At 39.0% G+C, this 14,238-nt stretch carries 12 protein-coding genes and 3 tRNA genes; 14 read left to right on the top strand and 1 reads right to left on the bottom strand.

Going from position 1 to position 14,238, the window contains the following annotated elements:
• Positions 1-196 precede the first annotated feature (196 nt).
• Positions 197-772, bottom strand: a complete 576-nt coding sequence (locus tag KH109_RS09425; protein WP_295219057.1) for a hypothetical protein — start codon at positions 770-772, stop codon at positions 197-199.
• A 300-nt stretch (positions 773-1,072) separates the two neighbouring features.
• Here KH109_RS09425 and KH109_RS09420 point away from each other — a divergent pair, with 300 nt between their 5' ends.
• From KH109_RS09420 to KH109_RS09355, 14 genes are all read left to right on the top strand, one after another.
• Positions 1,073-1,468, top strand: a complete 396-nt coding sequence (locus KH109_RS09420; protein WP_295219053.1) for a hypothetical protein — start codon at positions 1,073-1,075, stop codon at positions 1,466-1,468.
• 1,190 nt (positions 1,469-2,658) lie between these two features.
• Positions 2,659-4,206 carry a DEAD/DEAH box helicase gene (locus KH109_RS09415; RefSeq protein ID WP_295219050.1) on the top strand — a complete coding sequence of 516 codons (1,548 nt, stop codon included), beginning with the start codon at positions 2,659-2,661 and terminating at the stop codon, positions 4,204-4,206.
• Between the two features lie 176 nt (positions 4,207-4,382).
• Entirely contained in the window at positions 4,383-4,802 is a 420-nt protein-coding gene (locus KH109_RS09410) for a Fur family transcriptional regulator (protein ID WP_005385669.1), read from the top strand.
• Positions 4,803-4,963: 161 nt separating this feature from the next.
• A complete protein-coding gene (locus tag KH109_RS09405) occupies positions 4,964-5,800 on the top strand; it encodes a deoxyribonuclease IV (RefSeq protein WP_005385676.1) in 837 nt (278 codons plus the stop codon).
• 86 nt (positions 5,801-5,886) lie between these two features.
• Positions 5,887-7,257 carry an exonuclease SbcCD subunit D gene (locus KH109_RS09400; protein WP_295219045.1) on the top strand — a complete coding sequence of 457 codons (1,371 nt, stop codon included), beginning with the start codon at positions 5,887-5,889 and terminating at the stop codon, positions 7,255-7,257.
• The gene (locus KH109_RS09395; RefSeq protein WP_295219042.1) at positions 7,258-10,341 is read left to right on the top strand and encodes an SMC family ATPase; all 3,084 of its coding nucleotides are present in this window, start codon (positions 7,258-7,260) and stop codon (positions 10,339-10,341) included.
• 79 nt (positions 10,342-10,420) lie between these two features.
• Positions 10,421-10,795, top strand: a complete 375-nt coding sequence (locus tag KH109_RS09390; RefSeq protein ID WP_004695332.1) for a VOC family protein — start codon at positions 10,421-10,423, stop codon at positions 10,793-10,795.
• Complete coding sequence (locus KH109_RS09385; protein WP_005385682.1) at positions 10,795-11,502, top strand: tRNA threonylcarbamoyladenosine dehydratase; 708 nt, start codon at positions 10,795-10,797, stop codon at positions 11,500-11,502. Before KH109_RS09390 ends, KH109_RS09385 begins: the two co-directional genes overlap by 1 nt.
• The gene (locus KH109_RS09380; RefSeq protein WP_005385683.1) at positions 11,499-11,933 is read left to right on the top strand and encodes a peptidylprolyl isomerase; all 435 of its coding nucleotides are present in this window, start codon (positions 11,499-11,501) and stop codon (positions 11,931-11,933) included. The genes KH109_RS09385 and KH109_RS09380 overlap by 4 nt, the downstream gene beginning before the upstream one ends.
• A 4-nt stretch (positions 11,934-11,937) precedes the next feature.
• Positions 11,938-12,567: a hypothetical protein gene (locus KH109_RS09375; protein ID WP_295219039.1), complete on the top strand. Its 630-nt coding sequence runs from the start codon at positions 11,938-11,940 to the stop codon at positions 12,565-12,567.
• An 82-nt stretch (positions 12,568-12,649) separates the two neighbouring features.
• On the top strand, positions 12,650-13,489 hold the full coding sequence (gene speE / locus KH109_RS09370) for a polyamine aminopropyltransferase (RefSeq protein WP_295219037.1): 840 nt from the start codon (positions 12,650-12,652) through the stop codon (positions 13,487-13,489).
• 217 nt (positions 13,490-13,706) lie between these two features.
• Positions 13,707-13,782, top strand: a tRNA-His gene (locus KH109_RS09365).
• A gap of 24 nt (positions 13,783-13,806) precedes the next feature.
• Positions 13,807-13,881 (top strand) — tRNA-Gln (locus KH109_RS09360).
• A 4-nt stretch (positions 13,882-13,885) separates the two neighbouring features.
• Positions 13,886-13,961 (top strand) — tRNA-Lys (locus KH109_RS09355).
• The last annotated feature ends 277 nt before the right edge of the window (positions 13,962-14,238 follow it).

Here is a 14,238-nt window from a genome sequence, read left to right as displayed (position 1 = left end):
GAAAGATAAACTTAGTGTAAAAGAATATGAGGACCCTTTTAAGGGTAGCAAGTAATACACATCCCCTTTAAGGGGAACGTTACGAGTCAATGGCTATGCGGCTTGAACGTAGTGGAAGCCAGCGCCTTTAGACGCTGGCCTAGTACTACGGGCTTATAGCCCGTGAGCAAACCACCCGTTTTACGGGTGGTTCTGATTAATATTGGGATAAGCGGAATATTCTTCTATATTCTTGCGGTGCATTAGATCCATCAGATGGTTTTATGATGACTCTAATATATATTTTTTCTTTGAAGTCTGGATATGTTGAAGCATATTCTTTGCAGAATTGATCCATACGATTGAAAAAGTTTATTACATCTTGATTTTGTATAGCCGAATAGGGGATAGGCATTTCAATATATAAAGAAGATGTATCATATGTGGCATAGGATAACTCCTCTGCCGTTAGATAGTTTTTCATTAATGGGAATACAGTTATCAACGGAATGTTGGTTATCAGTATTCGTTCAACTTGTGGTACAACAGGTGCAGAGGTGTGCAAGACTTCAGATATTTCAATTGGTATTTGGGGATACTTATCAAAGGTGACTTGCCATGTATTGTTCCTTTGTGACTCCAAGTGATATGTTAGGTTAGGATAATTCTTACTTATATATTGTTGAACTTCCTCTTCACTGTAATGTGATAGAAGATGACAACCCGTTGTTAGTATGAGGGATAGTACAATCAACGGTAGTAATACAAATCTTTTAAGAGTAAATGGTTTCATTGGTATTCCTTTTATACTATTTTAGAAAGTTCATTAAATCGTAATTGCTTAACAGACATTGCTTAATTATTGGCGGTATTTTGAAGTACGTTCTTTTAATCATATTATACCTAAAACATATTTTTACTTATATAGTTGATTAATACCATACAATTCTCCAATAAACTATAACAATGAGGCACCTCCTTGGAGATGCCTTTTTGTGCTTAATATAGACAATCAGTATCTTATCGGTATCGAGGGACCTTATGCTATAATTAAGAACATCTAAGAATGTATTGTAAAAGAGACTGGTAAAAAATGAAAAAACTTGAAATGTTAGGATATTTTTGGATTTTCATATCTATGTCGTTATCCATAGGGGTATATAAACTTGAGATTAGTAAACGTGTCATTGATGAAAAATATGAATATATCAAAAGACATAGAGCTTTTGGTAATTTAACTAGGTATTTATCTATAATTGCCATTATAAGTATATTACTACTAAACCTTAACTTTTTAGTCTATAAAGATTATGAGTTTGTGTCACGTTTTGGTGGGGCTTGGGGATTCTTCGTGCTTTTGATAATGTGTACAGGATTTTTTCAAAAGAGAGACAGTTTATATTATAAACGTGGGATAATTGCTATTGTTTCAATATTATTCGGTGTTGTAGGCTCTGCTTATGCGTTTAAAGATATATTCTTTAAGTAGTAAAGAGAAAGATTGAATACAAGAAAAGTATCGTCGATGAAAAATGAGGTAAAAGATGAGTAGGTTAACAATATTAGGTAGTACGTTTGTTTTTGCATCTATCATATCGGGAATAGCCTTATATAAACTTGAAATTCGTAAGACTTCAATTAATGAAGAGTATGAATACATAAAAAAACATAGAGTTTTTGGTAGTTTAACAAAATATTTGTCTATTATTTCTCTTATAAGTTTAGCTCTACTGATTCTTAAAATTATAATTGATAGAGATTATACAGTAATTGTGAGTTATGGAAGTGTTTGGACTATTTTTACACTTGTTACACTGTGCACAGGATATTTTCAAAAAAGAGATAGCATATATTACAATCGTGGACTCATTGCCGTATTTTCGATGCTGATGTTTATTACTGTTTGCATCTATGCGTTTAGGAAGGTATTATTCTAAATAAAAAATATATATTGTTTTATTATCTTAGACTAATAATATAGAATTCTTCAATAAACCATAATAAGAAGACACCTCCTTCGAGGTGCCTTTTTTGTGCATAATATAGAAGATCAGTATCTAATAAGTGTGGAGCTGCCGTATGCTATAATTAAGAACATTTAAGAGTGTATTGTAAAAGAGACTGGTGAAAATGATTAAAGGAGAGTATAAACCATGATTCATTTAGATTATCTATTAGTTATAGGCATATTGCTTAGCATTTTACTCTTTCTTTTGGTTGGAGTTTTCTATTATAGACAATGTAAATTTTTTAAGGGCATAAATATTTGGTTCTTAATAATACTTAGCGTTGTGTTAAGTTATTTATTATATCCCTTATATGAACTGACAGATTATAGAGAAGAATTTACATCAATCGTTATAATCGCTGCGATAATCATTAAAATAATTATCAATTTATCTATATTTATGATAGCTGATCGAATAATAACGAAATGGATTTCTAAATTACTATTACTTCTATGGGTTGTTCTTGTTGAATGTTTGTATATGCCTATTCATTTATCATACCTTGTTTTCCTTTGTGTGTCAGGTGGAATCGTTTTAATAGAACAGTTAAGAGAGAGAAGAAAGAACATTTAGTTTTGACTTGTAATTACTTTTATAGCGTTCACCTTTGAAATATGATATACTATTCTAACGCGCATAATTCGTGCGCGATAGGAGGAAACACATTTAGATGTTAGAAAAATTTGAACAATTAATGATTAGCGAACCTGTTCTAAGAGCGTTAAACGATATGGGCTTTGAAGAGCCTACGCCAATTCAACAGGAAGCTATCCCAGTTGCCATGAGCGGTAAAGACATGATCGGTCAAGCTCAAACAGGTACTGGTAAGACAGCAGCATTTGGCTTGCCTGTATTGGAACGCGTAGACGGGAATGAGCGTCACGTTCAAGTAGTTATTTTATCCCCTACACGAGAATTAGCTATCCAAGTAGCTGAAGAGCTTAACAAAATGGCTCAATACACGAATATCACAGCACTACCTATTTACGGTGGTCAAGATATTAATCGTCAGTTCCGTGCCTTGAAAAAGAATCCACAAATCATCGTTGCCACTCCAGGTCGATTGATGGACCATATGGATCGTGGTTCTATCCACTTTGACCATGTGAAAGTTGTGGTATTGGACGAAGCCGACGAAATGTTAAACATGGGCTTTGTTGATGATATCAATAAAATCTTGGGTGCTATCCCAGAAGACCATCAAACATTGTTGTTCTCCGCAACTATGCCTAAAGCTATCCAACAATTAGCTGAAACATATTTGACAGAGCCAACATTGATTCGTATGAAACCGACTCAAGTTACGATGGACTTAATTGAACAATATTATATCGAAGTGCAAGACCGTCAAAAATTCGATGTTCTTTGTCGCTTGTTCGATATTCAAACACCTGAACTTGCTATTATCTTCACACGTACAAAACGTCGTGTTGATGAAGTAACTGAAGGTCTTAAAAAACGTGGTTACATGGCGGAAGGCATTCATGGCGATTTGTCTCAACAAAAACGGGACAGCGTAATTCGTCAATTCCGTGAAGGCACCATCGATATTCTCGTGGCTACTGATGTGGCAGCTCGTGGTCTTGATATTTCTGGCGTATCTCACGTATATAACTATGATATGCCTCAAGATCCTGAAAGCTACACACACCGCGTAGGTCGTACAGGCCGTGCCGGTAAAGCTGGTCAAGCTTTCACGTTCGTTATCCCTCGTGAAATGGAGCATTTACATGCTATCGAGCGTTTAACAAAACGTAAAATCGCACGCCGCCGTGCACCTTCCTTAGGTGAAGTTCTTGAAGGTCAACAACGTTTGGCAATTGAAAGTCTCGTTGAAATGACAGATAATTTAGAAGCATTAGCGCCATTCAAATCTAGTGCAGAGGAATTGTTAAATGATACAGATTCTGTTACATTGTTGGCAGCAGCTCTTAAATTGTTAACAAAAGAACCAGATACAACTCCTGTAAATATTACAGAAGAAAAGCCATTGCGCGTACGCCGTCGCCGTGAAGGTGGCCGTAGTGACCGCCGCCGTGGTGACCGTCGTAGAGATGGTGATCGTCGTCGTGATGACCGTCCTCGTCGCAGCCGCGATGACCGCAGAGGTGAACGTCGTGATGACCGCCGCAGAGATGATCGTAGATCTGATCGTCCACGTGGTGACAGAAAACCTCGTCATCAAGGTGAAGGTTTCAAACCTTACTTTAAAGACTAATAGAATGTGGATTGCTTTCGGGCAATCCACATTTTTTATTACTTAATAGTTAATACTATCTATCTTGATAAGTGTTGAGAATTCTGTTATAATAGATAATAATTATTTCTTGTGAATGGCCGATAATGGTCGATGCCTTATAGATTTCCAAGTGGAGAAAGGTAGAGTAGAGTATTATGGATATCGCACAAATTCTGCGTAGCCAAGGGTTTAAAGTAACCCCACAACGTATTGCGATTTATGATGCATTGCGTGGTCATCATGATCATCCAACAGCAGAAATGTTGTATCATACGTTGCGTCCAGAACATCCAAGCATGAGCTTGGCAACCGTGTACAAGACAATGGAGATTTTTGAAAAAATCGGTCTTGTAAAAATTTTAGAAGTTGGTGATGAGCGCGCTCATTACGATTGGGACACACAAGCTCATTCCCATATTCGTTGCATCCGTTGCAATAAGGTAGAGGATATGATGGGCATTGATTTACAAGCTATCAAAACAATTGCTGATCAAGGTAGCGAGTATCAAATCACAGGTCAACATATTACCTTTGAAGGTGTATGCCCTGAGTGTGCTAAAAAAGAAAGCCATTAATACATAACCCCTGTCGCGAAGGGCTCCTTCACGGTAGGGGTTATATTAGTTATATATGTCTTATATTCGTTAGGCTTTTGGAATAGATGTAAGCATAATAGAATAGATATTAGAGTTAAGTATTTTAGAATTATAAAATTATAGAATTATAAAGGAGCAGTATGTTTGTCATCGGCAGTCATTTATCAATTAGCAAAGGTTATTTAAATATGGGGAAGGAAGCTACTAAAATTGGTGGCAATACATTCCAATACTTTACACGCAATCCTCGTGGCGGTGGTATGCGAGCTCTCGACTTAGAGGATATGAACAGCCTTGGTGCATATATGAAAGAACATAATTTTGGTACTTTATTAGCTCATGCACCATATACATATAACCCATGTGCTGCAAAGGAAGATTTGCGCGCCTTTGCTAAACAATCCATGAAAGAAGACTTGGAGCGCATGGAATATTTACCAGGTCAAATGTATAACTTTCATCCAGGTAGCCATGTAAAACAAGGTGTAGATCAAGGTATCGAATATATCGTAGAATGTTTGAATGAAATTTTGTTCCCTGGCATGAAAACAACTGTACTATTGGAAGTTATGGCTGGGAAGGGCACAGAAATTGGTTCTCGCTTTGAAGAGATTGCACGCATTATCGACGGTGTAAAACTTAAAGAGTATATGGGCGTGTGCGTTGATACATGTCACATCCACGAAGGTGGTTATGATATTGTCAATAATCTCGATGGTGTTATCGACGAGTTTGATCGTATTGTAGGCTTAGACCGTTTAAAAGCGATTCATTTAAATGACTCTAAAAATCCTATGGGTGCTCATAAAGATCGCCATGAAAAAATTGGGGAAGGCCATATTGGTATCGATGCTATCGCTCGCATTGTGACACATCCTAAATTGACAAATTTGCCGTTCTATTTGGAAACGCCAAATGAATTAGACGGCTATGCGAAAGAGATTGCTATGTTGCGCTCTATTGTAGAGAATCAATAATTAAGCTGAAACGTAGTTTTAGTTATATAATAATTTATATAGCTACATTTATATAAGATATAGGGAGAGCTGGAAAGGGGGTTAAAATGCGTTTTTTACATACTGCCGATTGGCATTTAGGACGTATTTTTTATGGTCAGTACTTAACCGAAGACCAAGCTCATGTGTTGGAGAATCAGTTCTTTTCTATTTTGAAAGATGAAAAAATCGATGGCATATTGCTAGCAGGGGATATTTTTGATAGAGCAGTGTCACCTATTGAAGCTATTGAGCTGTGGGACTCTATCATTACCCGTCTCGCTATGGATTATAAGGTACCACTTTTGGTAGTAAGTGGTAATCACGATGGAGCAGAACGCCTTGAGGTGGGCCGCTCTATGTTAAGTCGTTCCGGCATTCATATTTGGGGTTCCCCTCATCACGCATTACAACCATTTGAGTTTGAAGGCGCTGATGGTAAGGTGGCTATTTGCCCTATGCCTTTCAGTGAGCCCCGTCGCATAGGTGATGCATTAGGACTAGGCTCTGCTAATAATTCTTTACAAACTATTCAAAGTTTAGAGAATGCCATAGATGCAGACACTAAGACTAAAGCAAAATCTAAGCGTTCTAAATCTAAAAAAGCATCCGTAGATATTATTGAGGATTCTTTGTTTGCTAGTGTTGATATGGCAGATATAAATTTAGCTGATGTAGAAACAAATGACGTAGTAACACAAGATTTGGACCGAAATAATGAGACTACTCTAAATCTACATAATTACGACCAAATGTATCAAGCTTGGAGTAACCATTTACGAACTCAAGTGCCAAAGGGAATGCGTAGTATTGCTATTAGCCATGCCTTTGTAATGGGCGGAGAAATATGTGAATCTGAGCGTACCTTATCTATTGGCGGTAGTGAACAAGTAAGCCCACAAGTTTTTAAGGACTTTCACTATACCGCTCTCGGCCATTTGCATGGACCGCAACGGATGGGTGCAGATTATATCCGCTATAGCGGATCGCCTTTAAAGTATTCCTTTGATGAGCATACGCAGAAGAAGTCTTTCACCATTATTGACATGGATGCAAAGGGAAAGGTTGATATTAGTACCATTCCTGTAGAGGCGAAGCGCGATGTTGTGATATTGGAAGGCTATTTTGAAGACCTGCTAAACAATAAGAAATTACAGGCTAAGCATAAAGATGATTATGTACAGGCCCGACTGCTTGATACGATGCCTATTATGGATGGGATGGCTAAGTTGCGCCAAGTGTACCATCGCTGTATGACCATTGATTTAGTTGGTCGTGTAGCAACGCCTATGGCAGATATGGATGAAGCTGTATTTAAAGAGTTAAACGAGCGTGAATTATTTAATCAATTTGCCGAAACGGTATGGGAAGAACCATTAACAGAGCGAGAGCAACAATACATCAACTCTGTATGGGACCGAATTTTAAAGGAGGACTAAATGAAGCCTATATCTTTAACTATAGAAGCCTTTGGTCCATACCGAGATTCGGTTACCTTGGACTTTAATGAACTGCAAAACCATTCCATGTTCCTCATCTCTGGTCCTACAGGAGCCGGGAAAACGTCGATACTAGATGCCATGGTGTATGCCTTATATGGTGAGCCTAGTGGAGAGGTGCGCAAAACAGATGCTATCCGCAGTGACTTTGCAGAACCTGATCGTATGACGCGGGTAGATTTTTCCTTTGCTATCGGTGATGCTCAGTACCGTGTTGAACGATTGCCAAAGCAAATGGTTGCAAAGAAACGTGGTACAGGTATGCGTGAGCAGAATGCTAGTGCTACTGTTTACGAAATGAAAGATGGGGAGTGGAAAGTTATCGCTACCTCTGCAGCGGCTATTCGCGATACAGTTCAACGAATCATAGGCTTTCGTAAGGATCAATTCTTACAGGTGGTTCTTTTACCGCAAGGGGAGTTCAGAAAATTATTAGTAGCATCTACTAGTGAACGGGAGGAGTTATTACATACACTTTTTAGAACCGAGTTGTACCGAAGATTACAAGATGCTCTAAAAGCTGCTTACGATGAAGCAAAATCAGGCATTGAAGAAAATCTAACAAAACAGAATGCATTGCTGCAATCCATTCCACATGACGAAGACATACCCGTACTAACCATTGAACATGTACGAGATCTTTTGAAACATAGAGAGCCACACCGAGATGCTCTTGTTATTGAGCGTGATAAAGCTGTAACTGTAGTGGAGCAGTTTAATACGTTGCGAAATGAGTGGGCCTTATATAACCAAGCACAACAATCTCTTGCAGAGGCTACCTCTAAATTAGACCTCGTGAAAGCCAGAGAAGCGGAGCGTGCTAGCTTACGTGAAAAGGTTCAGTTCCTTACCTCTTTAACGCCAAGCTTTGAGTTATATAAACAGTTTACTGATAAGCAGTCGGTGTTAAAAACCTTGGAAACGTCACTTTCAGAGGCTGAAAAAAATGTAGACAGTGCAACTCAACATGAGTCTAAATGTATAGAGGCTCATGTAGTATTAGAAGCTCAAGCTGAAACTATGCAAGCTAAGCGAACTACGCTTGCCCAAATGGAACAGCAATCAGAAAAGTTTAATGAGTTAGCAGTGCTAAATAAGGAACTGAGCACATTAAAGAGTAACTTACTGACAAAGGACCGTGAGAAAAGCGAAGCTGCGTTACAGGCACAGCATAAGACAGTAGCTGATTTAGAGGCTAAGTTAGTTGCGGACAGGCAGCAGTTACAAGGTAATAGCAAAGCGTTAGACTCTATTTCTCGTATCCAAGAACAGTTAAGTCATTTGCAACGATATTCTGAATTGGTTGCTGAGAAACAGAAGGTTCAAAATGATATCGATGCTAAAGATAAGGCATTAGCTACGCTTGATGAATCGGTAAAGAATTCAAAGGTGCAGCTTGAACGGTTAGAACATTTGATGGCCGAAGGGCGTGCCTTTGAACTCGTTCATTTAGTCGTAGATAACGAACCTTGTCCAGTATGCGGCTCTACAGAGCATCCACAGTTGGCAGCCAAGCCTGAGTTATATCCCACTAAAGAGGAGATAGAAGAGGCTCGTGCCGTGCGTGATCTTGAGTTACAAAAGCAAGCTAGTGAAATTGGTCAGAAAGAAACGTTAGCTCTTCGTCTACATGAGTTAGATCAGCAAATTAAAGACCAAGTTTCTCAGTTGAAGTCATCTATTGAGAGTTTTTCAGAAGAGGCTTTTGCTTCTATTCAACATGACTTGTTATCCAAAATGGAACAGCTTACAACCTTGCGTAGCGACACTGAACAACTGAGCAACACTATAGCTAATACTGAGGGGGACCTTAGTGCGGCTAAAGATACACTAGCGAAACTGGAGACGGCTCATAAGGAATTACTTGATAACTTGCACAATTTAGAGGTTCAGATTAGTACTGTACAGGCTAAGATTGATGCTCTTTCTGAAAGCTTGCCAACTACGGATGTAGCTGCATGGCATAAAGAGATAGAATCATTGGCGTCTGAGCTTACAGACTACGATGAACAGGTGAAAGTTTGTAAAGCAAATCTAGATTCTGCTAGAGAAGTGCTCAATGCTAAACGGGGACGTCTAGAAACCTTATCTGCCCAGGTGCAGGAGGACACAAAAAATCTTGATGTACTCAATAAAGACTATGTAGAATCATTGCAATCGATTTCTTTATCTGAAGATGATTTTATAGATGCGTTGGATGATTATAAGGCTTTAGATACGTTTAGAAATGAACTACATGTATTGGACGAGGCTTTCAATAAGGCTCAAGCTGTATATGATGCGGCATTGAAGCATGCTCAATCTGTAGTGGAGCCAAGTGATACGGTTTCCAATGAAGTATATGATACAGCAGTAGAGCAGCGTGATGATTTAGTGGGGTCTCTTGCGGCTTGGGATAAAGAAACGAAACATATTGAAACAACACTAGCTTCCCTAGAAACACTTGAACAAGCTATGGGCGAAGCCCGTGAGGAAGTCACTTTCTTAAGTCGCCTAAATGATTTGGCAAATGGCGGTGAACAAGGGTTTAAAAATGTAACCTTTGAGCGCTACGTATTGGGAGCTATTTTAGATGAAGTTGTATATGCAGCTAATTTACGTCTTCAAACGATGAGCCGTAATCGCTATTCCTTGGAACGTTCTGACTATACTGGTGGTGGACGAGGCAAACAAGGCCTAGATTTGGCAGTTATGGATGCTTTCACAGGTCAATCAAGACCAGCGAACACCTTGTCTGGTGGTGAAACCTTTTTGGCTTCTATGGCTCTTGCCCTAGGTCTTGCGGATGTCATCCAAAGTTATGCAGGTGGTATTCATATGGATACGATGTTCATCGACGAAGGCTTTGGTACCCTCGATCCTGATACATTGGAACTCGCTATGGAAACACTGGTGAAATTACAATCATCAGGTCGTCTTATCGGCATGATTTCCCATGTACCTGAATTAAAGACTCGTATACCGGCCCACTTAGAGGTCACACGTGGTGACGATGGTAGTACGGCAAAATTTGTTATTAACTAGCTATAGAATTGTCAAATGTGATACTATTAAAAGAGGAGAATTCCTACAAAAACATACTGGAATTAATTAAGGAGGTCCTATGAAGTTTTCATTTGCTCATAATAATATAAATGTTAAGGATCTTGATAAGAGTTTAGCATTCTATAAAGAGGCCTTGTTGCTTGAGGAATCTCGCCGTTTAGAAGATCCAAGTGGTGCTTTCACTCTTGTATATTTAAAAAGTCCATATACAGCGCATGAACTAGAACTTACATGGTTGCGCGACTGGGATCGCCCTTATAATTTAGGGGACAATGAATTCCATTTAGCGTTTTATGTAGATGACTACGAAGCAGCTCTAAAAAAGCATAAAGAGATGGGCGTTGTAGCGTACGAAAATGCTGATATGGGTATTTACTTCATTGCTGATCCAGACGGGTATTGGACAGAAATCATTCCAGCAGGTAAATACTAATGGAATATATGTTAACTCGTTTAGAGTGGCTGGTTGGTCCTGATAAAATCAAAACCTTAAAAGATACATCTGTGGCTCTCTTTGGTGTTGGTGGCGTTGGTGGTGGTGCCCTTGAGGCACTAGTTCGAGCTGGTGTGGGACGCATCGTTCTTATCGATGGGGACTCTATTGCACCAAGTAACTTAAACCGCCAAATGATTACGACTCATGACACAATTGGTGAGCGTAAGGTAGAGGTAGCAAAGGCACGAGCACTTTCTATTAATCCCGATGTAGTGATAGAAACTCATGATATTATGTATACTGAGGAAAACTACCCTGGATTTATTCAAAGCTTGAACGTTGATTATGTAATCGATGCCATCGATATGGTAACGGCAAAACTTAATATTATTGAGGTGTGTCAACGTGAAAGCATCCCTGTTATTTCTTGTATGGGCGGCGGCAATCGCTTTTACCCTGAAAAACTTATGATTGCTGATATCAACAAGTCTCATACATGTCCTTTGGCGCGCGTTATGCGTCGAGAACTCAAAAAACGGGGCATAAAAAAACAATTAGTTTTATTTTCTACAGAAAAACCGACAAAACCACAGTTCCGAGGCGAAGCAACAAGCCCTGGTACATGTAGTTTTGTGCCACCAGTGGCAGGTTTTATATTAGCAGCACATGTGTTGCGTACAATTTTGGAGGTACCTGAACAATGAAAAAAGCAAAAATCCATATGGCTGACGGCGGCGATATCGTAATTGAATTATTTGATAAAGAAGCTCCTGGCACAGTACAAAACTTCATTGATTTGATCAACAAAGGTTTCTATAATGGCCTTCGTTTTCACCGTGTAATCCCTGGCTTCGTAGCTCAAGGCGGTTGCCCTAATGGCAATGGTACAGGTGGCCCTGGTTACACAATTAAAGATGAATTGATTGGCAACCCACATAAACATGAACGTGGTGCATTATCTATGGCTCACCGTGGTCCTAATACTGGCGGTAGCCAATTCTTTATCGTATACGAACCACAACCTCACTTGGATGGTGTACACACTGTATTCGGTAAAGTAATCGAAGGTATGGACGTAGTTGATGGTATTCATCAAGGTGCCATCATGGAAACTGTTGAAGTAATCGAAGGTTAATCTCATGAATGATGTATCTATTAAACATCCAGAATGGCTATATATTGATGTAAATGGTAAAACATCATATGGGTATGACCAAGAATGGTTCACTGATGAGTGGCAACGCTTGTCTGGTTGTGGTCCCACATCGGCATCACAAGTATTGGGTTATTCGCTGTTTAGGGATGGCTTATTAGATCTGGAAACCACATCTGATCAAACGCTTGCTTTAGAACGGATGAACTTAGTTTGGAAATATGTAAAGCCACGCTTTGGTGGTGGTGTTTATAAGACTCAATGGATGGAACGTGGTCTTACTCGTTTACTGGAGGATAAAGGCCTATCTTATGATGTACATATGTTGAATGTATCTCCGTTCTGCGCATCTCGTGTAGAGGTGGAGGCTGCAGCTCAGTTTATTCATGATGCATTGGCGCAAGATGTGCCTGTAGCATTTTTGAATCGTCATAAGGGTAAAGAGAAAGCTCTTTATACATGGCATTGGGTTCCAATTCACAAGATATTTATGGATGGCGATGATATTCGCTGTGGCATCTTTGATGAAGGTGAAATCCGTGATTTCTCGTTAGCAAATTGGATGAAAGACACTATTTTAGGTGGCGGTTTCTGTTATATTAGCCGTAAAGGTTAAGTAATAGAGCAATTAAAGTAATATACATACGCATCGCAATAACCTGCGGTGCGTATTGTAGTATAAAAGTAGGAGGTACTACATGAGTCAATGGATTACAGAGGAACAAACCCCTCATTTACGTCTCAGCGCTGAAGCAGAAGAAGTATTATACTCTGGTGAATCTGAGTTCCAAAAAATTGAAGTGTTTAAATCTAAAGAGTACGGTACGATGCTCGCATTAGATGGTGTATTCCAAACGTCTGAGCGTGAAGAATTCATCTACCATGAAATGATGAGTCATGTTCCATTGTTTTTACATCCAAATCCTGAACGTGTATTAATCATCGGTGGCGGTGATGGTGGCGTAGCTAGAGAATGTGTACGTCACGACTGTGTAAAAGAAGTAACGATGGTTGAAATCGACGGTAAAGTTGTGGAGCTTGCTAAACAATATTTGCCAACTATTGCTAAAGCTATGATTGAAAACCATCCTAAATTGACTGTAAAAATTGGTGATGGCATTGGTTTCATGGCAGAAGCGGAAGATTACTATGATGTAATTATTGTAGACTGCTCTGATCCAATCGGTCCTGGTGAAGGTTTATTTACTGAAGAGTTCTATAAGAATACATTAAAAGCTCTTAAAAAAGATGGCTTATTTGTACAACAAACAGAATCTCCAATGTTACATCAACCGCTCGTAGAGAAGGTATTTGGTTATGTAAATAATCACTTCCCAATTGCACGTTTGTATACTGCATTTATTCCAATTTATCCTGCAGGTATGCATTGCTTCACATTGGGTTCCAAAACATTTGACCCATTAGAGTGGACTCCGAACCGTGAGCAAAACTTTGAAACTAAGTACTATAATAAGGAAATTCAAAAAGCAGCTTTTGCTTTGCCAAATTTTGTAAAAAACTATTTGCCAACTAAGTAAATAATATGTATAATAGGGAAGCACCATTCGTAAGGTTAAACTTATGAATGAGCTTCCTTATTTTTCTGAGGAGAAAGAGATTATATTAGAGATAACACGTTTTTTTTGTTTCTTTGTAAAAGTTAAATGAAATTGAGAAAAAGGTGTTGACACAAATCTCCAGAACAGATATAATTCTCTTTGTTACGAAGACAACGTCTTCGATACCTACAAGGTGGTGGGTATGGTGAAGCGGTTAACACGGCGGATTGTGGCTCCGTTACGCGTGGGTTCGATCCCCACTACTCACCCCATAACCTACACATCATAATCACTGTAGGGGTGTCGCCAAGTGGTAAGGCAACGGACTTTGACTCCGTTATGCGCTGGTTCGATCCCAGCCACCCCTGCCAACATGACTCACTAGCTCAGTTGGCAGAGCACCTGACTTTTAATCAGGGTGTCCCGCGTTCGAGTCGCGGGTGAGTCACCAAATTAAAACTCACAAACTTCGGTTTGTGAGTTTTCTATCTCTATTTTTGGAGAATTTGGTTATGATTGTATGTATAAAATCAGTTGAAAATAAATTGAAAAAATCTTTGAAAAAGAGGTTGACGATTTAAGACTTCGCTGATATACTTATACAAGTCGTTAGGGCAACAACCTAACGAAACAGATCTTTGAAAACTGAACAATGATAGGTAATCAATCATATGATTGAACATATGCCAGAGTGCGGGTTTTGACAAAGTCAAAACCAACCATAATTC

It is taken from the genome of Veillonella sp., from assembly GCF_018381775.1.
Taxonomy (GTDB): domain Bacteria; phylum Bacillota; class Negativicutes; order Veillonellales; family Veillonellaceae; genus Veillonella.
Note: the sequence above shows the minus strand (reverse complement) of the source record. Positions and strands in the feature narration are given on the sequence as shown.